Genomic DNA, 22,064 nt, shown 5'->3' with positions numbered 1-22,064 from the left:
TAATTTATATCAATTAAAGGAGATTTTAAATATGAAAATAAATGAATTATCTACACCAAACTTTGTATTAGATTTAGATGCATTAGAAAATAATTTAAAAGTAGTTCAAGACCTTTGTAATAAAAATAATAAAGAGCTTTGGCCTATGACAAAAACTCATAAATCAACTAAGTTAGCTCAAATGCAAATAGATTTCGGTGCTAAAGGACTTTTAGTTGGTACAATTGATGAAGCAGAAGCTTTTGTAGAGTCAGGAATTAAAGCAATAACATTCCCTTATCCAATAGCAAACGTTTCTAACATTAAAAGAGCTATAGAACTATCTAAAAAAGCAAGAATAATACTTAGCTTTGATAATGTTGAGTCTGCTAAGTTATGGAACGATGAATTAGTCAAACAAGATATAAATATGGAATATTTCATATTAATAAATTCAGGACTTAATAGATTAGGTGTTACTCCTGAGTACTCACCTAATTTAGCTAAAGAATTATCTCAATTTAAAAACTTAAAATTGATAGGAATAAGTACACATCCTGGTCACGTTTATGCAGTAGCTTCTCCTGAAGAAGTTTCACCTATATCTAAGCAAGAAGTTGAGCGTATGAGTACAGCTAAGCAGCTTTTACAATCTAATGGCTTTGAAATAGATGTAGTTGCATCAGGAAGCACGCCTACATTCTTTGATGTAGTAAGTGATCCTAGTCTTGATGTTTTAAGACCTGGTAACTACCCATTCTATGATAATATACAATTATCATTAGATATATGTAAAGAAGATGATTGTTCTTTAACAGCCCTTGGAACTATAATATCTAGACCAAGTGAAGATTTATTCATAGTTGATGTGGGAAGTAAGTGTTTAGGACTTGATAAAGGAGCTCACGGAAGTGCCTTAATAACAGGATTTGGAAAAGTTAAAGGACATGATGAACTTAATATCATAGGTCTTTCAGAAGAAGTTGGAAAAATCCAAATAATAGGAGCCACTAAATTAAAGGTTGGAGATAAAATTCAAATAATACCTAACCATTCTTGTTCTTGTGCTAATATGACTAGCTATCTTGTTGGTTATAGAGGTGAAGACGTAGTAGAAATAATAAATATTGATATAAGAGGAAATTCTAAAAAGCCTATATTGTAATATAAATTATAGGTGACATCAAAATATGACAGATAGTATATACTATCTGTCATATTTTTTCTTTTTATATCTAGTTGTCAAATCTGCTTATTTCAAATAATCTCATATCTTCATCAACTTCATTTCTGTACAACTTACTAAGCATAATACCACCAAGAATAGCAAATAATATGCCATTTGCTCCATACCCTAAGCAGTACCATAAGTTTTTATGTTTAGGATCTGGACCTATAAATCCCAAATTATCTTTAGTACTAGCAAAACATCCACAATACTTATACTCAATTTCAATGTTTTTTACGTCTTTAAACATCGACTTAAGTCTTTGTTCTAGTATTTCATATTTTTCTTGTGCTAATTTATTGTCATCAATATATTTAAATTCTACATCTTCACCACCTATAATCATTCTATTATCTACAGTAGTTCTTAAATAATTATAAGGATCACAATTATCCCTTATTAAAACATTATCTTTCCAACCCTGTATACTTTCAATTGGTTTGGTAGCTATATTAAAAGTATTGTATTTAGTCGCAAAATTTCTTTTGGTAAATAAAGTGGTGTTATATCCTGTAGCAGCAATTACTTTTTTTGCCTTAATTCTATATCCATAACAAGTTTCTATTTCTACTCCATCATTTGTATAATTTATAGTTTTTGCCTCCGTATTTTCATATATATTTAGCCTATTTTTTTGACTTACTTCAATTAATTGATGTGTAAATTTATATGGATCAATTTCAGCTCCTCCATTTTTTGATATTATTCCACCTTTAAGATCAAAGCTATATGGATTGTTACTTTTATCTATATACTCTACATTAAATCCATAGTCTTTTCTTTGTTTAAATTCATTTTCTATAGCTTTTACTTCACTTTGCTTAGATGTATATAATAAAGTATCTCTTTTTATATAATCACAAAAATTCCCATGTTCTTTTATAAAAATTTCTATTTCATCTAGTGCTTTTAATCCTAACTTATACGCTTTTATTGCATCCTTTAAACATAGAGTTTCTTTAAGTTCAGATAAATTATCATCAAGTTCATATTGTAATAAAGATGTTGTAACGCTTGTACTTAAATGCCCAATTCTTCCTTTTTCAATTAATGTAGTATTTATATTATTTTTAGTTAAATAATACGCACATATAGCTCCAGTTACTCCTCCACCAACTATTAATACATCTGTTTCTATATTTTTTGTTAAATATTTATATTGTATATCTGTATTATTTATATTTGTAAAAATCGGACTTCCTTTTACATATTCTTGCATAATTTCACTCCTACTTTTTAATTATTATTTTAGTTTATCCTTAATCAATTTTAAAATTCCTAAAATAACTTTAAAAGTAGTCAAATCACATTTTATTTATTAATTCAAACTAAATACCTCTTATATTTAAAATGCATCTCTTTCCAGGAGTATTATAACATTGGTTGCAAGATACGCATTTTGCTTTTTTTCGTTCGCCTCTTTCCCATTTACTTATTAAATCTGGTTCTGCAGTTAGTGGTCTAGATAGTGAAAAATATTGTGAATACCCTTTATTCAATATATCTTCCATTATATCTAAATTTCTATTTCCACCTATAAGTATCACCGGTATGTTTACTAACTCATATAGTTTTTTAGCATAATCTTTAAAGTAAGATTCTCTATCCTTTGAAACAACGATTTTTGTTCTTGCTGCACCTAAATTATTTTCTGTTACTTCCTTGATAGACTCGTTACCACCTGTTACTTCTATAGCATTAATTCCTAAATCAGCTAATTTTTTTGCTACATATAAACTATCCTCTTGTGTTAATCCACCCTCACTTACATAGTCAGCTGAATTTAACTTTATTAATATAGGGAAACTCTCACCTACTGCATATCTCATAGCCTTATAAATTTCAAAAACTATTCTTCCTCTATTTTCTATATTTCCTCCATACTCATCTTCTCTCTTATTATAGTATGGAGATAAAAATTGGCTTAGTAAATACCCGTGCCCGCAATGAATTTCAACTCCATCGAACCCTGATTCTTTTACCCTTTTAGCTGCATTTGCATATGAATTTATTAAATAATTTATTTCTTCTTTAGATATTTCTTTTGCCCATGTCCCAGTATTTTCATTTTTAATGGTTGAAGGTCCCCAAATAGTTCTTTCTCCAACATTAAAATTCGTCATAAATCCACCGTACACTATTTGCATTATTATATTAGATCCTAGATTATGAATTTTTTGTGTGAAATCTTTATACTCTGGTATAAATGAATCATCATATATACCCATCATTCCTGGATTTGGCTGTTCATACTCAGTAACAAATGCATATCCAGTTATTATAGTTCCTACACCTCCTTTTGCCAGTTCTTCATATATAGATATTAATTCAGGAGTTAGGTGACCTTTCTCATCTGCTAAATCTTCCCATAAAGCTCCCCTTAAAAATCTATTTTTCATTTCCATATTTAATATTTTAGTTTTATCAAAAAGCGTCTTCATTTCTTCCTCCTAAAATTTTATTTGTATTAATTTAATATGTAAATTATTATAGGCCGTTTACTTTTTTTATAAAAGTACGCACTTTTTCGTAAGCATTAAAGTATATATGTTCTAAATAAAAAAGTACATCTATAATTTGATATGCTCCCTTTATAGTAGACAGTTAAAATAATAAAACTGTTTCTATGAAGGGAGTATTTTTATGTCTAGAAAATCCAAGATATCTTTTGAAGTAAAAATTAAATCTGTACAATCATATATTTCAGGTGAAAAAAGAGCATGTGAGATATGTGAAGAACTTAATATTAGAAGAGAATCGTTTCATAGATGGGTTAGAAAATATGAAACAAATGGAGCCGAAGGCCTTCGTCCGTTTTCATATAACAAAAAGTATTCTAAAGAAACCAAGGATTCAGCAGTTGACTATTATCTTTCTAGTAAAGGATCCTTGTTAGAAACATGTAGAAACTATAATATTTCTTCTGATTCAGTACTTCTTAACTGGATTAAAAGGTATAATAATAGCCATAAGCAATGTAATATTTCTAGTATTAAGGAGAATCCACTTATGGCTAAGGGTAGAAAAACAACTTATGATGAAAGAGTTGAAATAGTAGCATTTTGTATTGAAAATAATGATAATTACCAATTAACTTCAGATAAATATAAAGTATCGTATCAACAAGTTTACACTTGGGTTAGAAAATATAAATCCAATGGGAAAGAATCTCTAATTGATAATAGAGGTAAATCTAAAAGTATTCATGAAATGAGTGAGTCTCAGAAACTTATTTCTCAAATAAAATTATTAGAAGCCCAAAATAAACGATTAGAAATGGAGAATAATTTCTTAAAAAAATTGGAGGAAGTAGAAAGGAGGCGATAGTAAGAAGTTTTAAAAAAGAAACTATATATATTACAATAAAGGAATTAAATGAACAAGGATATTCCATTTCAGGGTTGTGTGACTTTGCAGGTATAGCAAGATCTTCATACTATAAATGGTTAAATAGATCAGAAACTTTAACAGACAAAGAGAATTTAATTATTACAGAAGAAATAGTACGAATATATAATGATGTAAATGGCATTTATGGATATAGACGTATGACTATGAATGTTAATAGAAATTTAAATAAGAAATACAATTATAAAAGAATCTATCGTTTAATGAAGTCTATGAATTTACAATCAGTTATTCGTAGAAAAAGAAAAAAATATATTAAATGCACACCTCAAATTACTGCTGAAAATTTACTCGATAGGGATTTTAGCGCAGCTACGCTGAATGAAAAATGGTTAACGGATGTAACTGAATTTAAGTTAAGTAATGGAACGAAAGCCTATTTAAGTGCAATAATAGATTTATATGATAATAGTATAGTTTCATATGTTTTAGGTCACTCGAATAACAATAAATTGGTATTTGATACATTTGACATAGCAATAGAAGCAAATCCTAGTGCTAAGCCATTGTTTCATAGTGATAGAGGATATCAATATACAAGCAAAACATTTAAGCTAAAGCTTGATAATGTCTCAGCAACTCAAAGTATGTCTCGTGTTGGAAGATGCATAGATAATGGTCCTATAGAAGGGTTTTGGGGTATTATTAAGTCTGAAATGTATTATTTAAAAAAATTTAATAACTTTGATGAGTTAAAATTAGACATTGATAATTATATAGAATTTTACAATAACAAAAGATTACAGAAAAAGCTAAAAGGCCTAAGTCCAATTGAATATAGGACTCAGACCTTAGTTGCTTAATTTTTTATTATTTCCACTGTCTACTTGACAGGGAGCAGTTCAATTTATAGATGTACTTTTTTATTTTATTAAGCTATAGCCTTTGTAATTTCAGGATTTTTAATCATAAATTTAACTAACATCGGTATAAAGACTATTTGTATTAACATACCTGGTATAGCCTGCCCTATATTGCCAAATACAAATAACATAGGATTTACTTGTGGAGCTATAGTCAATGAAACTAAATACGCTCCTAGTACTGCAAATAATCTACCACATATCATAGCGGCTACCAGCGATATATATATTTTTTTAGTTTTATTAAATAAAAAACCAGTTATAATTCCATATGCAAAAAGTTCGAATGCCATTATAGGCATAACCGGTATTATAGGTGGCATCCCAGTCATGATACCACTTAATATAGGTGTAACTATTCCAACTATTCCTCCACAAACTGGCCCTAATAAAAAACCGGCAATTAATACTGGTATATGCATAGGTAAAAATATTTGACCACCTAAACTAATCGTATGAAACACCATAGGTAAAATTATTCCAAACGCAATAAAAAGCCCTGATAAAACTACATTTTTACTTTTCATTTTAAATCCCCCTAACATCTTTTTATAACTAAGTAATAAATCTCATTATCTTCAAAAGCATCTACTACTTTAAGTCCCACTTTTTCAAATAAATACCTCTGATTAGTAACTGGTATTAATCTATCTTCACTTACACACTCATTTTTTTCCTTATGCATATTGTTTAAAAACGCTCTACTGTTTGAATGTGCTATTATAAGTTGTCCACTTTTTTCCAAATTTTTTTCAACTAGTTTTTTAATAGTATTTGTTTTATCTTTTAAATGCGGAAACATAGAGTATAAAACAATACTATCATAAGTTTCATTTATTACATCTTTCTCTACATCTAGTAATTCAAAAGATACCTTTTCAATATTTCTAAATTTTTCTCTAGCTACGTTAAGCATTTCACTTGAAATATCTACACCCTTTATATATCCATTTGGGTTTAATGATTTTAAAAAAGGTATTAATACCCCTGTCCCTGTTCCTACATCCAATACTTTACTATTATCAGTTATATTTAATTTTGATAATAGTGTATTGATTTTTTCCTCATTCACTTCAATTATACTATCCCATTCTTTAGCTATTTGGTTAAAAAACTCTACTTGATTCATTTTATCCCCCTTTTTAAATACAAAAAAGCCATGAAGGCTAAAAGCCTTCATGACTTCATTTTCAAATGTTTATTTACTATAAGTATAGTGATTTTAATTTATGCTTGTCAATTTAAAAATCCAAAAAAAATTTTATTTATCCAATATCATTAATTCCTTAGGAAATTTAGTTAGTATTTGAGGTCCTTCTTTTGTTACTAAAACAGTATCCTCAATTCTAATTCCTCCCCATCCTGGGAAATATACCCCAGGTTCCATAGTTACAACGCAGCCTGCTTTAAGAGTTTTTGTACCATAATTACCTAAGAAAGGTTCTTCATGTAATCCTCTTCCTATACCGTGTCCTAACCCTCTATAATAATATTGCTCATACTCCTTAACAACTTCTCTAATTTTAGCATCTGGAACTGTTGCATGAACACCATCTTTCATATTCTCTATTCCTACAAGTTGAGCCTCTTTTATTAACTCATATAATTCTATCTGCTTTTGATTTGCTTCTCCAACTATAAAAGTTCTTGTAGTATCAGATCTATATCCATTGTACATTGCCCCATAATCTATAAGCAATAAATCTCCTCTTTCAATCTTTTTATCACTTGGTTTTCCATGAAGTAGAGATGTTTTTGCTCCTGATATTAATATCGTGTCAAATCCCAAATTATGAGCTCCATTCATTTTCATAAAATATTCTAATTTAGCTGCTAATTCTCTTTCTGTAACTCCAACCTTTATATGTGGAATTAATTCTTCTAATGCTTTATCTGCTATTTCACAAGCTTTTTTTATATTATCTATTTCTTCTTGATTTTTAACATATCTTAATTCTTCTATAAGCCCATCTGAACACACTAAATTTATTTCACTTTTATCTAGCTGAGATTTAAAAGCTTCATATTTTTCAAATGTTAAACTAGATCCTTCAAACCCTAATGTTTTTATATTATTTTTTAAGCATACATCTTCAACTGCTTTACCTATGTTTCTGTCAAACAAATGCCAATTAACTAATTCAAACCCTTTGCAAAGACTTTCTGCCAACTCCATGTATCTAGTATCAGTTATCAAAAAATTTCCTTTTTTAGATATAATTGCAAATGCATCTTCATCATTATAATTTGATATGTAATTAACATTTTGATCATTAGTTAAATAAATTGCATCTAAATTTTTTTCCTCTAGTAATTTAACTAATTTTTCTATTTTATTCATATCGCAGTCCCCCTTTTTTAGCTATACTTAAATTGTATATTTTTTATGTGCTAATTGTCAATCTCATCGTGTAATGTTTTCATAAGAATGAAATATATTTGATTTTAGATATTAAATATGAATTTTCATAAATATGACGCATACTGAACATCTAAGTATCAATTTTAAACTTTATAAAATATTGTATTATCTCTTATCACATAAAAAATAATCTAATAAACATCCAATAACTATACCTAAACTATAGCTGATTAAGTCTTCAAATAAAAAACCATGTCCTAATACCAACCCTCCAAGAGTTGTAGCTCTTATATTGTTTATCCAATCAGCTTGGTATAATTGACTTATTTCTATCGAAAAAGAAAAAATTATAGCTAGTGTTAAAGTTTTTACTAATTTTAATTTTGGAATTAAAAATCTCAATCCAAAATATACCATCATAGCCCATAACATATCTCCTACAAAAGGGGCAATAGCTTTAGGAAAGATATTCATGTATTTTCTTGATAATAGACCTATAATCATTATAAACATCGTGACTCCTAAATACTTTATTCTTATTTTCATTTTGTTTTTCCTTTTCCTTACGTCTAATTTTATTAATATTTACAAATCTATAATATTCTTAAATCGTATGTTTACTTTATCTTTCAATTTATACTCACTCTTCTCTATACCACTTAAATCAACTAATATACTTTCATTATTTTTTCCTATAATGTATCTTGTATAAGATCCTATAAAAATTTCATTTTTTATTTCCCACTCACCGTTAATATCTTTATTTAATTCTATATCTTCTGGTCTAATTAACTTTTTAGAACCATTAATTTCAATAATATTTGACTTTCCTATAAATGAGGCTACATACTCATTTGTAGGATTTCTATATATTTCTCTAGGTGTACCTACCTGAATAATTTCCCCTCTATCCATAACAACAATTCTATCTGATATGCTTAAAGCTTCTTCTTGGTCATGAGTTACAAATATCATAGTTATGTTAAACATGTTTTGAATTTGTTTAATTTCTTCTCTCATTTTTATCCTCAATTTAGCATCCAAATTGCTAAATGGCTCATCTAATAATAAAAGTTTTGGTTTAGTTATCAATGCTCTAGCTAATGCCACTCTTTGCTGTTGTCCTCCACTAAGATCACCTACATGTTCATATTCATATCCTTTTAGACCTACAATATTTATATATTCTTTTGCAGCATTAAGTCTTTCTTTTTTCCTAAAATTTGTTGTGTATTTTAATCCATAACTTATATTTTCAATAACATTCATATGTGGAAATAATGCATAACTTTGAAATACCGTTGCTATTGGCCTTTTTTCTGGAGGTAGTAAAGTTATATCTGCATCTTCCAATATAATAGTTCCGTTATCTGGCTTTAAAAATCCTCCTATAATATTAAGTGTAGTCGTTTTTCCACAACCACTAGGCCCTAATAGAGTTACTAATTCACCTTTGTTTATTTGTAAATTTATATCAGTTACTCCGTTTTCTTTTGAAAATTCTTTTTTTATATTATTTAATTTTAAAAACACCTACTGTCCCTCCTATCAATTATCTATAGTTTTTATAGCTAAAATGTTTACTGTAAAAGTTATAATTATTATCAAACATGCTATAACAGATCCTACTCCATAGTTCCCATTTTTTATGGCATTAAACATTTCTACTGTAGCTACATTAGCTCCTGGCGATATTAGAAAAATTATAGCCCCTACAGTTGTCATTGTAGATGTAAAAGTATTTATAAAACTTGATAAGAATGCTGGTTTTAATAAAGGTATTATTATATCTTTTATTATCATTAGCTTAGGGGCCCCCAGATCCGTAGCCGCTTTTTCTATTTGTTTATCTATATTGGAAAAAAGCGCACTAGCTCCTTTACTTCCAACTGATATTTGTCTAAATGTACAATTTAAAACAACTATGGCCACAGTCCCAATTAATAATAAAGGTTTTTTATTAAAAGCAAGTATATATCCTATTCCAAAAAATGTTCCTGGTATTATATACGGTAAAGATGCTATAAATTCAATAAATCTCATTCCGTATATATTTCTTCTTTCAACGTAATAAGATAGTAAAATTCCTATTGAACTTGCTAAAAAACCTGCCACTAAGGAATATTTTATACTTCTCATAAATGAATCCAAATTTGTTAATTTAAATGTTTTTATATAATCTAATGTAAATGTTAAACTTCCTGAAGCCCTATTAGATATAGCTGATATAAATATAGTTATATATTGAATTAATATTATAGCTATAAACGCCCAAGTAATTATGCCTAAAATTAACTTTACAGGTTTGGATATATTAAAATCAATATGTTTACTTGTACTAGATTTTGTTCCTCCTGATAAACTACCTATTTTTTTCATACTTTTTCTATAAAAATAAAATGCTATTATTGCAGGTATTATTAAAACAACACTCATAGCTGCAGCTTTTGGCAAATTTGCTCTTCCAATTGCCGTTAAATAAGCTTCTGTAGCTAATACATTAAAATTACCCCCAATAATTATAGGGGTTCCAAAATCGGCAAGATTTTTAGTAAATATTATAAAAAGAGTTGCTAATATACCTGGTGTAGCTAATGGTAATATAACTCTTTTTATAGTTTCAAATGATGATGCTCCTAAATCTCTAGATGCTGAAATTAATCTGTTATCTATGTTTTTAAAAATTCCAACTAGCATTAGTGATGCAAATGATATTTCTCCTATTGACTGCATTAATACTATTCCTTGCCATCCATATGGATTTATACTAAGGCCTAGTAAGTCATGTGTGATTATCCCTCTTCTGCCAAATAGCACTATAAATGCTAACGATCCAACAAACGGAGGCGATATCATAGTTAAAACTAAAGAGTAATTTATAAATTTAATATCTTTGTTATTACTAAATACTATGTAAATAGCAATTATACTTGCTATTATTATTGATGATATAGATGATAATGTAGATGTCCATACACTGTTTTTTATAAGTTGTATATTTATAGGATTAAATAAGGTTTTATATTCTTCTAATGAAATTTTCCCTTCTCCAATAAAGCTTGTAGAGATTACCGATATTACTGGATATAGTATAAATACTAATATGCTTAATATAATAGCTAATATTAGTATTTTTTCTATATAATCGCTTAAACGGATAGCTAAATTTTTAACTACCCGCTCATTTGATTTATTGTTTTGATGATTCATTTCCAAATTGTTCATTCCACTTACCTAGTATCTCATCTCTATTTAATCCTAACTTTTCAACATCTAACTTAACAAATCTATCTGTAGGAATTCTACCTACCCCTTCTGGTTCCTTTACATCTGGTCTAGTCATTATCCTTGGATCTTGTGTTTGTATAAACTCTTGTCCATCTTTAGATAAGGCCCAGTCAATAAATACTTTTGCACTTTCTGCATTTTCTGCATTTTTAAATATGGCTACAGGAGCTGGTACCCACGGTAATATATCTTCTGGATATACTATCGTTACAGGATATTGTTTTTGTGCTTCGAACGAATCTTTTGATACAGGTATTATTCCTACCCCAAATTCACCAGCTTGAACTTTATTTGCTGGTTCTGATCCTCTTTTTGCAAAAAATGAAATATTTCTATTTAGATTTTCAAAATATTTCCATGCTTTATATTCTCCCCAAGTTTGTATTAATCCACTTACCATAGCATAATTTGTTCCAGATATAGAAGGGTCTGCTATCATAACTTCACTTTTTAATTTTTCATTTGTTAAATCATCCCAATTTCTAGGAATGTCTAGTCCCTTTTCTTTTATTATTTCATTATTTACCATAAATCCTACTGTAACTAAAGATACTCCAGTCCAATATCCTTCTTTATCTTTGTATTCTTTCGGTATATTTTTTGATTCTTTTGATATATAAGGTTGTAAAAGATCAGCTTCTTTTGCTGCTATAAAGCTATCAGCTCCTCCTCCAAACCATAAATCCGCTATGGGTTTTCCATTTTCCGCTTTTATTCTTGATAGTACTTCTCCTGAAGACATATCTATAAATTCTACTTTAACTCCAGTGTCTTTAGTAAACTTTTTAAATATTTCTTCTTGTCCTCCATAAGCAGAGACTACTTTAAGAGTTTTTCCATCTGTCATACTATTAACTTTATTTTCTGATTTATTATTACTACATCCTACAACACCTATAGCTAAAGTTCCGACCAATAACGATGTCATCAATTTTTTAAACTTCATGTCTATCCCACTTTCTGTTATTTTATTTTAGGTTATAACTTTTGAGTATTATATATTTACTATTTAACTATTATATATTTTCCATCTTTATATATAGCCGGTTTACACTCATTGCTTTTTATCGCCTTAATAAGACCTTGAGTATCATATACCTCATATGGCAACAAAGTTGCAAATTTGCCTACTTTATGTAAATGATGAGCATCACTTGCACCTATAGCCTGAATATTTAACTCTTTAGATACATAAAAAGCTTTTTTATTATTTTCATCATCTGTATTTCCATTAAAAGCTTCTATTGCACTTAATCCTTTTACAATTTTTATTTTATCCTCTAACCCTCTATTGTTATTTCTGTATGGATGTGCACTTATACAAACTCCTCCTTCAGAAATCACTAATTCTACAAATTCTTGCGCACTCATTTTTACATTAGGTACCTCATCCAATCCAAATGCAACTATATCCCCATCATATGTTAGGTATTCCACTCCCACAAATACTGGATAATTTAATTCTTTCGATATCTCTATAGCTTTTTCTTCTATATAATTATTGTCATGATCAGTTATACAAACACCTTGTAATCCTTTTCTTTTTGCTTCTTCTATTATTTCCTTTAAAGTAATTTTACTATCTGCAGAGTAAGTACTTTCATGTATATGTAAATCTACTAGCATAATAAACATCTCCTTTTATAACCTAATCAAGAAGTAAATTAATAAAATGGATAGTCAATCTATAACCATCCCTTTTATTAAATTTACGGTTTTATTAGCTTATTTCCAAAATCTTCACTCCATTTATTTAAAATATGTTCTCTTTCAGTTCCTAGTTTTTGGATATCTAAATCTACAAGTTTGTCCAAAGGCATATTTTCAACAGATTTAACAGGCTTAATTTCTGGTCTAGACATGTATCTCGGATCTTTTTCTTGTATAAATGTTTGTCCTTTTTCAGATAACGACCAATCCACAAATGCTTTTGCTGCTTCGGTATTTTCTGCATTTTTAAATATAGCAACTGGAGCAGGTATCCACGGAATAACATCTTCTGGGTATATTGTACTTACAGGATACTGATCTTCCATAACAAAATATTCACCTGTCATAGGTATTACTCCAACTGCAAACTCCCCTGAGCATACTTTATTTGCAGGTTCAGAACCTCTTTTAGCTAAAAACGGTATATTCGAGTTAAGTTTATTAAAATAATTCCATGCTTTTTCTTCTCCCATATTTTGTATTAATCCATTTACCATAGCATAGTTAGTTCCTGAAATCGATGGGTCCGCCATCATAACTTCCCCTTTATATTTAGAATCTGCTAAGTCTGTCCATGTCTTTGGAGATTCTAATCCTTTTTCTTTTAATAAGTCATTATTTACCATGAACCCTACTGTAACTAGCGAAGTTCCTGTCCAATATCCTTCTTTATCTTTATATTTGTCTGGTATAGTTTTTGATTCTTCTGATATATATGGTTCTAATAAATCAGCTTCTTTTGCTGCTATAAAGCTATCAGCTCCCCCTCCAAACCATACATCTGCCATTGGTTTACCATTTTCAGCTTTTATTCTAGATAAAACCTCTCCTGAAGACATATCTATAAATTCCACTTTAATTCCAGTATCTTCCGTAAATTTTCCAAATATATCTTCCTTAGCTCCATGTGCAGCTACAACTTTAAGAGTTGCACCCTCTAAATTATTTTTTTCATACTTAGATGAACTTCCTTTATTATTAGTGCAACCTACGACCCCTATTGTTAAAGTTGCAACTAATAATGATGTTACTAATTTTTTCAATTTCATTTTACTCCCACTTTCTCCATTTATTAAGCTCTCCACTTCATTCATTTTCGAGCTTTTTCCTCCTAAGTTTACATTATTATGAATTTTTCTTCAAATTCATAATTTCTATATATTACCATTCAGAAATAGATTTTATCTATACAACAAAAGCAGGGTTAAAATGACTTGCCCCTGCTTTTTATTAAATTGCCTATGAATTTATAATAAAACTTTTTCAAACTCTACCCTGTATGTTTGAAAATCTAGCTTTTCATGCAGTTTTATAGATGCTAAATTATTTATACCAGTTCCCGATCTTAAAACTTTCGCTCCATTTATTTTGCATTGTTCTTCTACATGCTTAATTAAAAAACTTGCGATACCTTTATTTTTATAACTATCAATAATTAAAATATCATTAATCTCTGCTATTGATATATCATAGTCTTTAATATCATAAAAGCTAACCCAACAGTATCCTATTTTCTTTACTCCGTCTTGAACTATTAACCCTAATGCTCTGCTTTCTTTCAAACTTTTTGTTAAAGCTTTTAAAAATTTACTTGGATTGTCTGTTGAAAACCACTTAGATTTATACCTATCATATCCACATTCAACAGTCCATTTACTTTCACATTTAAAGTTAATTTTACAATGACTTTCTAATATAAAATCTTTATCGCTTTCTAAATCTATATTTCTTATAGAATATTTCATTATTCATCCTCCCATACTGGATTTATCTGTTCGATGGTTTAAGCTTGTACCAATTTATAACTTTTTAAACTTTTATCTATTTAAATTCTATGTATCTTCATATCAAAAAAATACTATTTTATTGCTAAGGTATATAAATAAAAAAATAGAAGCATAATGCTCCTACTTTTTTTAAGTTCATTTTTAATTTTTTTATTTTCCTGAGTTTAGTTAAATTAGTAAATACTATTTTACATCGTTGTTACTATATTTTATAACACTAAATCCAAGTAAAGCTAGTCCTAATAACATTATTGCAACCATGTATTGTTCTGAAAGTAAATAAAATAAAGTTAAAAAAGCAAAGAAATGTAGTAATAGTATAATTGCATTTTTTATTTCTTGCATTATTCTTCTCCTAATAATAAGTATATTTAATATTATCTATTCTAAATTTAGTATAATTGTGAAAAATTTTTTCTACATACTCTAAGTATATACCAAAAACTTTTTTCTATAGGCTTATATTTTTATTAATTCCATTTCGTAGCATTCTTCTACTATAGATTCTTTTTTATTATTTAGAGCAAAGTACTCTAAACTTAAAATCGAGTTAAATATCATCATAACTATAAATCCATATAAAATTGGATTTAATTTATTACCTATTCCAATTGGAGACGACTTCATATATGCATAATTTGAATTTATTAAATTATTTATATTAAACATAGCTATATGATATAAGTTAGTTATAATAAACACTTTCTTAAAATCAATTTTACTCATCCCTACCTTTTTTACATTTAGTAAATATATAGACCCCCAAAGCAACAAAATATGTCCTATAAAATATGAAAATTGAGTCATATGAGGAAAAACAAATGGATCAAGCCCTGGAAATAATAGTGCTGAAATCGCTCCAAATACCCCCCAGTATGATCCCATTTTCATCATGAAATCTTTTTTAAATATCATACCAATGGAGATTAAAATTATAGCTATCCTACAATGAAACAGTGGCAACCCTTCCTGTACAAAATGGTAATTGCCTTTAAGGTACCATAAATATAATGTTGTTTGTTGAATTAATAGCGCTATTCCTATAAATAATTCAAATAATCTATTTTCTCTTTTTTTATTAATAATAATTACTATCCCTAGCAAAGTTATCCCCAACAATATTAAATGTATGACTCCAAAGTTAGAAAAGTTATTTCTTTCTATTGAAGTTCTAAAAAAATAATGAAATTTATTCATAAATGTCTCCTTAATCTAATTTTATCCCTTCAATATTATAAATACATAAAATACATTTATCAAATGTCAATTTTGTAAGAATTAAAAACTTTTTTGTTACATAATATATGTAATAATTTAACATCCTAATAATCTATATATAAACCTTAATATAAAAACACACTTACATTTTTAAAGCCTCTATTAAATAATAGAGGCTTTAGATTTATATATAAGTACATTTTTATTTTAGCTTAACTTTACTTTCATCCATTCTTTTCCTTCTACAAGTCTAGCAACCATCATAGAACATACTGTGTTACCCGTGGAGTTTAAAACAGTAGCTGGTGCATCTATTATAGTACTAATTACTGCTATTATAGGAAGAACCTCTGGAGAGAATCCATATACACTTAATATTAGCATTTCTCCCATCATACCTCCTCCTGGAATTGCACCCATAACTGCTCCAACTAAGAAAGATACTGAAACTATAGAAATTATTGCAGATATACTAGTTATATCCCTTCCAAATAGTCCAAATAAGAAAGTTATTTTTAAAACTCCGCCTATTACAGATCCATCTTTGTGTATGTTTGCACCTAGAGGTATTACAGTTTCTGCTATATCATTTGGTACTCCCATTTTTTTACTAGCATCTAAATTAACCGGTATTGATGCTGCACTAGAGCAAGTTGCTAAAGCCGTAACTGTAGGTGCTATAGCATTTTTCCAAAACACTTCAACTCCTTGTTTTCCTCCAGCTATATAAGCATATAATGTAAATATACCTGCATAGCATATAGCTGCTAGAATTATATACAATACAAAGACTTTAGCATATCCTGATAATATTTATGGTCCTAATTCTCCTATTACAGTTGCAAAATAACATCCTAATCCTATAGGTGCTAACTTCATTATTAAGTTTACTAATTTCATCATAACTGCAGCACCTGCTTGAGTGAATGTAGCTATAGGTTTTGCAATCTCTCCTGCCATAGCTGTTGCTATACCTACTAAAATTGAGAATATAATAAGTTGTAGCATATTTGCTTTTGATAGTAAATCTTTAAAGTCACTTACTGTAACTGTGTTTACAAGTTGCTGTAATAACCCAACTTTTTCTGTATCTACTTTTTCTACCGAACTTTGCATTAAATTTGCAAACATATCTGGATTTAATCCTTTTGTTGGATTGATAATTATAACTCCAATTATCCCTATAATAGATGATATTATAGCAGTCATTGCGAATACTAAAACTATATTTTTTAATATTTTTCCTAATCTTTTCATTTCTCCCATATTAGAAATTGCTGAAGTTACACTAAAAAATACTAATGGTACTAATGTCATGAATAATAAATTTAAAAATAAGTCTCCTACTGGCTTAAATATGTCTGCCTTAGCGCCCATTATAGCTCCGACGATTCCACCTAATATAATTGCTAAAATTAAGATTATTGATGATTTGTAATTCTTCCAAAATGACTTCATTATTTTCTCCTTTGTGTCTTATTTAATTTTTTACCTTTAGTCAGCGATTTCTAATCTTAAAAGATCTTCAAAGCTTTCTCTTTTGCATATTAATTTACTTTTGCCATCTTTAACAGATACTACTGCAGGCTTTATTATTTTATTGTAGTTTGATGACATTGAATATCCATACGCTCCAGTTGATGACATTATTAATATATCTCCACTTTCTATATCCATAACATCAACATCTGTTATTAGTATATCACCACTTTCGCAACATTTACCAGCTATTGTAACTTTATTATTTTTATCTATACCCATTTTGTTAGCAATTGAACATTCGTACCCTGCCTGATATAATGATGGTCTTATATTGTCTGTCATTCCACCATCAACACTTACATACGTTCTTACATCTTTTATATCCTTTATAGATCCCACTGTGTATATTGTGCTACCTCCATTTGCAACTATGGATCTTCCTGGCTCTATTATTAATATCGGAACACTTATGTTTATATCTTTACATACATCATCAACTTTTTTTATTATTTCACTACAAAATTCTTTTATTGTTTTAGGTTCATCACTCTCTGTATAATAAACACCTACACCTCCACCTAAGTCAACTTCCTCTATGTTTATGTCATGTTGTTGTTTTATTTCTTTTACTAGGTTCATCATTATTTCAACTTCATCTAAATATGGGGCTACGTCAAAAATTTGAGATCCTATATGTGCATGTAATCCTACTAGGTTTATATTTTCATATTTTTTAATATTTTCTAATGCATCTTGTAGATCTCCATTTGATAATGCAAATCCAAATTTCGAATCAATTTGTCCTGTTTGTATATAATCATGAGTATGAGCTTCTATCCCTGGTGTTATTCTAAAATATATAGATTGAATTTTATTTTTTTGTTCACAAATGCTTTGTAATAACTCCAGTTCATAGTAATTATCTACAACAAATCTTCCAACTCCAAGACTTACGCCCATTTCAATTTCATCTATTGTTTTATTATTTCCATGAAATAATACTTTTTCCATAGGAAAGCCTGATTTATAAACTGTGAAAAGTTCACCACCTGATACTACGTCAAGGTATAAGCCTTCTTCAGCTATTAATTTACACATATAAATTGGTAAAAATGCTTTACCTGCATATGCAACTCTGTTTTTATTTTCATTAACCTTGAAATGTTTTATATATTCTTTACAATTATTTCTGACTAATTCCTCATCAAATACATAAAGTGGTGTTTTATATTTATCTCTAAGTTCTTTACATCCAACTCCACCTATATATAATTCATTTCCTTTTACTGACATAGTACCTTGTAATTTCATATCTTAAGCCCTCCTATTTTTGTATGAATCATTTTTTATAAACAAAAATCCCCCTTAAGTTTCACTTAAGGGGGATTAAAATTTAGCTAAAAATATATAGCATCTATTCCTTAAATGTAGCTCAACACAATTTAATATTGTGACAGTTATGCATATATTATATACATCCCCAGGTACATAGCCTTAAAGCATCAGCTATATCCTTCGGCAATAATACCTTTCCCAATAACTCTTCGTTGCTTAACTCATTATTGGTACTGATTATTATCGCGACCTCTACAATTCGTATTCAATTTATTTATATGTAATTTTACATACCTAATTTATAATTGTCAACAATTTTATTTTATTTAAATTTTAATTTGATGTAATATTGTTTCAAAATTAACTTTAATTAAATAAAAAACTCGTACTAGCATTATAAGTAATACGAGTACGAGTTTTTTATTTATTGGTGCGGATGAATGGAGTCAACCCCCACGCCAATGGCGCCAGGTCCTAGTCTGGTGCGTCCGCCAATTCCGCCACATTCGCTTGTCTACATCATTAATTGTATATATATTTCATTAATATATATACTGCTTTTTAATATTATTCTGCAAATCTTTTAAATGTTACTTAACTTTATTAATTAAACTTTAAATTTTCAATTAAGAGTGCTTAATAATATTTAGAAAACTTACTATTTTTCTTTGTTTTAAAAGAAATTTGCTTTTTTTTAACACATTTAATTTTTTTCAACTATACTCTACTTATAGGTTTTAATATCTTTATTATACTAAGGGGGCGATATTAGTGCTTATTAAACAAGTAATAGCTATCAGTATATTTTTAGTGGTTATGTTAGCTATTATCTCAGAAAAAGTAAATAGAGCTATTGCAGCAATGGCCGGAGCTTTACTTATGATTATATTTAATATATTATCAGTGGAACAAAGTCTTAATCATATTGATTTTAATACAATTGGAGTTTTAATAGGTATGATGCTATTTGTTTCGGTTATTAAAAATTCAGGGGTGTTTGAATACATAGCTATTTTATCAGCTAAAAAATCAAAGGGAGATCCTTGGAAAATTATGCTATGTTTTATAATTTTAACCGCTATTTTATCAGCTGTTTTAGATAATGTTACTACCGTTTTATTGATAGGTCCAATGACCATAGTTATAACTCAAATACTAAATATAAATCCAACTCCATTTTTAGTAACTCAAATTCTAGCATCTAACATAGGAGGGACTGCAACTCTAATTGGTGACCCTCCTAATATAATGATAGGTAGCGCAGCAAACCTAAGTTTTTCAGACTTTATAATAAACTTAGGTCCTATAGTTATAATCATTCTATTTTTAACTATCTTATGTTTTAAATTTATGTTTAAAAAACAACTTTTTGTAGATGATAAATCAAAAGAAAAAATTTTAAGTTTAGATGAAAAAAAAGCAATTAAAGATAAACCACTTCTTATAAAAAGTATTATTATGATTATATTTATTTTACTTGGATTTGTGTTGCACAATGTTTTGAACCTTGAATCTAGTATAGTCGCTTTGACAGGAGCTACTATAATGATGTTTATAGGTAAGCAAGATGTTGATGAAATACTTTCTAGTATTGAATGGTCAACTATCGCATTTTTTGGAGGATTATTTGTAATAGTAGGAGGTCTTGTTGAGGTTGGAATAATAAATAGTATTGCTGAATATTTAATAAGTGCAACAAGTGGTCACTTAGTTGTAACAATGCTAGTTATACTTTGGTTATCGGCTATAATTTCATCATTCTTAGATAATATACCTTTTGTAGCTACATTAATTCCACTTATACTAACTATGCAAGGCCAAGGTATAGATGTAATGCCCATATGGTGGGCAACTTCTCTAGGAGCTTGTCTTGGTGGCAACGGTACATTAATAGGAGCTTCCGCTAATATAGTTCTCGCTAATGTAGGTCAAAAAAATGGATGCCCTATAAGTTTTAAAGACTATTTTAAAATAGGCTTTCCACTTATGATTTTTTCAATAATAATCGCAACTATTTATTTACTAATCCGATTTTAAATAAACTTTAGGAGGAATACTAATGAATATTTTGGATAATGCTTATGGAGACACTATAGAAGCTCGACTTAGATATATCGGTGCAACAGATATAAAGAAAATTCACGGGATATTATATTTTATAGAGTTTGAAATTGATAATAATTTAAAAGTTTCATATACCTATAATATAAATTCTAAAAATAAATACTATCTCCAAAGAATAAAACCTTACCCAATTCCAGAAGGAGTTTTTGATAAAGAATATGAAATAGTTTCTTTTATAGAAAAAGATATTAAAAAATTTATGAATGCTAAAAAAAGTAATAATTTCGATCTATTTTTAAAAATTACAGATGAACTAAATACAATAAGTTTTGACATAGAAGAGCTTTTTTTAAATTACAATATAGATAAAATGGATCTAGATAAGTTAAAATGTGAACTTGATAATATATTGAATTTATTTAAAAAATCCAAAAACAGATCTCCTAAAATAGATATTTTAGATAAATAAAATTCATATAAAAAAGGCAGATTAAAGTTAACTTTAATCTGCCTTTTTTATTTTGTTAATTATGTTTAGTTTGAAATATCTTTAATTTTCAATTGATTTATTATATTAATAGTAAAGCAAATAATTATAGATATAAATAACCTTATAGGCATAAATACCGACATTGATATTAATATTGATTTAATTAAGTTAATATTACAAGTTATATATGAAAATTAAATAATCTAAATAAAAGACAACTACATAAATGTAGTTGTCTTTTATCTTAAGAAAAATAAACTTCTATATTGCTTAAAAACTCATCTTTATCGGCTTCACTGTTATTCGCTAAGTTATTATTAATCCATTTAATATTTTCAATCCCACAAATGTTTAATGTAGATTTAATTATTGTATTTTCTATAGGATTTCCTAATTCATTTTTGATATATTGTGTATCACTTTCAGATGTAGTTATAAGTATACCTTTTTTTATGTGGCTCAATTTACCCTTAGGTCTATTATTTTTTTCCTCAAAAGCAAACTCTTTTATAAATACTTTGTCAAAAAAACCTTTAAGCATTGCAGGTACATTATTCCACCATATAGGGAATATAAGCACTATTTCATCACTTTCTTTTAAAATATTTTGATACTTTTTAACTAAATTATCATCAGATTCACCTTTTGTATACAATTTAACTTCCTCTGATGTCATTACAGGATTAAATTCGTCTTGATATAGGTCAATTATACTATAATTTTTACCGCATTTTTCAATGCCTTTAATTACATTATCCATTATATTTTGATTGAATGAATTCTTATTTGGATTAGAAATTATTATTGTAGTATTCATTTTTTAATTCCTTTCTTCTTTTGGCTAGTTTTT

General features: G+C 28.1%; 21 protein-coding genes, 1 pseudogene and 1 riboswitch. Of the genes and pseudogenes, 5 read left to right on the top strand and 17 right to left on the bottom strand.

Annotated features, from left to right (window positions below):
* The first annotated feature begins 31 nt into the window (after window positions 1-31).
* A complete protein-coding gene (locus VN21_RS11955; protein WP_046823483.1) occupies window positions 32-1,144 on the top strand; it encodes an alanine racemase in 1,113 nt (370 codons plus the stop codon).
* A 70-nt stretch (window positions 1,145-1,214) separates the two neighbouring features.
* Here VN21_RS11955 and VN21_RS11950 read toward each other — a convergent pair whose 3' ends face one another.
* Window positions 1,215-2,426, bottom strand: coding sequence for an NAD(P)/FAD-dependent oxidoreductase (locus tag VN21_RS11950; protein WP_046823482.1), 1,212 nt, complete (start codon window positions 2,424-2,426; stop codon window positions 1,215-1,217).
* Between the two features lie 109 nt (window positions 2,427-2,535).
* A complete protein-coding gene (locus tag VN21_RS11945; RefSeq protein WP_046823481.1) occupies window positions 2,536-3,648 on the bottom strand; it encodes an NADH:flavin oxidoreductase in 1,113 nt (370 codons plus the stop codon).
* 202 nt (window positions 3,649-3,850) lie between these two features.
* Between VN21_RS11945 and VN21_RS11940 the strand changes: the two genes are divergently transcribed.
* On the top strand, window positions 3,851-4,534 hold the full coding sequence (locus VN21_RS11940) for a helix-turn-helix domain-containing protein (protein WP_046823480.1): 684 nt from the start codon (window positions 3,851-3,853) through the stop codon (window positions 4,532-4,534).
* On the top strand, window positions 4,507-5,418 hold the full coding sequence (locus tag VN21_RS11935; protein WP_152650810.1) for an IS3 family transposase: 912 nt from the start codon (window positions 4,507-4,509) through the stop codon (window positions 5,416-5,418). Before VN21_RS11940 ends, VN21_RS11935 begins: the two co-directional genes overlap by 28 nt.
* A gap of 68 nt (window positions 5,419-5,486) precedes the next feature.
* Here the strand turns inward: VN21_RS11935 and VN21_RS11930 are convergent, their stop codons facing one another.
* The 14 genes and pseudogenes from VN21_RS11930 to lysA form a co-directional block, all read right to left on the bottom strand.
* On the bottom strand, window positions 5,487-6,005 hold the full coding sequence (locus VN21_RS11930; RefSeq protein ID WP_046823479.1) for an ECF transporter S component: 519 nt from the start codon (window positions 6,003-6,005) through the stop codon (window positions 5,487-5,489).
* Between the two features lie 11 nt (window positions 6,006-6,016).
* Entirely contained in the window at window positions 6,017-6,658 is a 642-nt protein-coding gene (locus VN21_RS11925) for a class I SAM-dependent methyltransferase (protein WP_084822107.1), read from the bottom strand.
* 81 nt (window positions 6,659-6,739) lie between these two features.
* On the bottom strand, window positions 6,740-7,819 hold the full coding sequence (locus VN21_RS11920; RefSeq protein ID WP_046823478.1) for a M24 family metallopeptidase: 1,080 nt from the start codon (window positions 7,817-7,819) through the stop codon (window positions 6,740-6,742).
* A 186-nt stretch (window positions 7,820-8,005) separates the two neighbouring features.
* Window positions 8,006-8,386: a ribosomal maturation YjgA family protein gene (locus tag VN21_RS11915; protein ID WP_332840878.1), complete on the bottom strand. Its 381-nt coding sequence runs from the start codon at window positions 8,384-8,386 to the stop codon at window positions 8,006-8,008.
* 39 nt (window positions 8,387-8,425) lie between these two features.
* On the bottom strand, window positions 8,426-9,373 hold the full coding sequence (locus VN21_RS11910; protein WP_046823477.1) for an ABC transporter ATP-binding protein: 948 nt from the start codon (window positions 9,371-9,373) through the stop codon (window positions 8,426-8,428).
* A 15-nt stretch (window positions 9,374-9,388) separates the two neighbouring features.
* On the bottom strand, window positions 9,389-11,065 hold the full coding sequence (locus tag VN21_RS11905; protein WP_226896703.1) for an ABC transporter permease: 1,677 nt from the start codon (window positions 11,063-11,065) through the stop codon (window positions 9,389-9,391).
* Window positions 11,031-12,074 (bottom strand): ABC transporter substrate-binding protein, encoded by a 1,044-nt coding sequence (locus VN21_RS11900; protein WP_046823476.1) that lies wholly within the window; start codon window positions 12,072-12,074, stop codon window positions 11,031-11,033. The genes VN21_RS11905 and VN21_RS11900 overlap by 35 nt, the downstream gene beginning before the upstream one ends.
* Before the next feature lie 59 nt (window positions 12,075-12,133).
* Window positions 12,134-12,754, bottom strand: a complete 621-nt coding sequence (locus VN21_RS11895; RefSeq protein ID WP_046823475.1) for a PHP domain-containing protein — start codon at window positions 12,752-12,754, stop codon at window positions 12,134-12,136.
* 83 nt (window positions 12,755-12,837) lie between these two features.
* Window positions 12,838-13,932: an ABC transporter substrate-binding protein gene (locus tag VN21_RS11890; protein WP_052952057.1), complete on the bottom strand. Its 1,095-nt coding sequence runs from the start codon at window positions 13,930-13,932 to the stop codon at window positions 12,838-12,840.
* Between the two features lie 153 nt (window positions 13,933-14,085).
* Entirely contained in the window at window positions 14,086-14,583 is a 498-nt protein-coding gene (locus VN21_RS11885) for a GNAT family N-acetyltransferase (RefSeq protein WP_046823474.1), read from the bottom strand.
* Window positions 14,584-14,808: 225 nt separating this feature from the next.
* A complete protein-coding gene (locus VN21_RS18695; protein ID WP_021431375.1) occupies window positions 14,809-14,970 on the bottom strand; it encodes a hypothetical protein in 162 nt (53 codons plus the stop codon).
* A 114-nt stretch (window positions 14,971-15,084) separates the two neighbouring features.
* The gene (locus VN21_RS11880) at window positions 15,085-15,822 is read right to left on the bottom strand and encodes a YwaF family protein (protein ID WP_046823473.1); all 738 of its coding nucleotides are present in this window, start codon (window positions 15,820-15,822) and stop codon (window positions 15,085-15,087) included.
* Window positions 15,823-16,050: 228 nt separating this feature from the next.
* Window positions 16,051-17,301, bottom strand: a pseudogene (locus tag VN21_RS11875) (dicarboxylate/amino acid:cation symporter).
* 36 nt (window positions 17,302-17,337) lie between these two features.
* Window positions 17,338-18,636 (bottom strand): diaminopimelate decarboxylase, encoded by a 1,299-nt coding sequence (lysA, locus tag VN21_RS11870; RefSeq protein WP_046823472.1) that lies wholly within the window; start codon window positions 18,634-18,636, stop codon window positions 17,338-17,340.
* Between the two features lie 109 nt (window positions 18,637-18,745).
* Window positions 18,746-18,923, bottom strand: a riboswitch (Lysine riboswitch).
* Window positions 18,924-19,431: 508 nt separating this feature from the next.
* Here lysA and VN21_RS11860 point away from each other — a divergent pair.
* Complete coding sequence (locus VN21_RS11860) at window positions 19,432-20,697, top strand: ArsB/NhaD family transporter (RefSeq protein WP_046823471.1); 1,266 nt, start codon at window positions 19,432-19,434, stop codon at window positions 20,695-20,697.
* Window positions 20,698-20,719: 22 nt separating this feature from the next.
* Window positions 20,720-21,193 (top strand): hypothetical protein, encoded by a 474-nt coding sequence (locus VN21_RS11855; RefSeq protein WP_046823470.1) that lies wholly within the window; start codon window positions 20,720-20,722, stop codon window positions 21,191-21,193.
* A 265-nt stretch (window positions 21,194-21,458) separates the two neighbouring features.
* Here VN21_RS11855 and VN21_RS11850 read toward each other — a convergent pair whose 3' ends face one another.
* Entirely contained in the window at window positions 21,459-22,031 is a 573-nt protein-coding gene (locus tag VN21_RS11850; RefSeq protein ID WP_046823469.1) for an NAD(P)H-dependent oxidoreductase, read from the bottom strand.
* Between the last annotated feature and the right edge of the window lie 33 nt (window positions 22,032-22,064).

The organism is Paraclostridium benzoelyticum (genome assembly GCF_001006285.1).
GTDB lineage: Bacteria > Bacillota > Clostridia > Peptostreptococcales > Peptostreptococcaceae > Paraclostridium > Paraclostridium benzoelyticum.
This window is presented reverse-complemented; position numbering and strand designations above follow the sequence as displayed.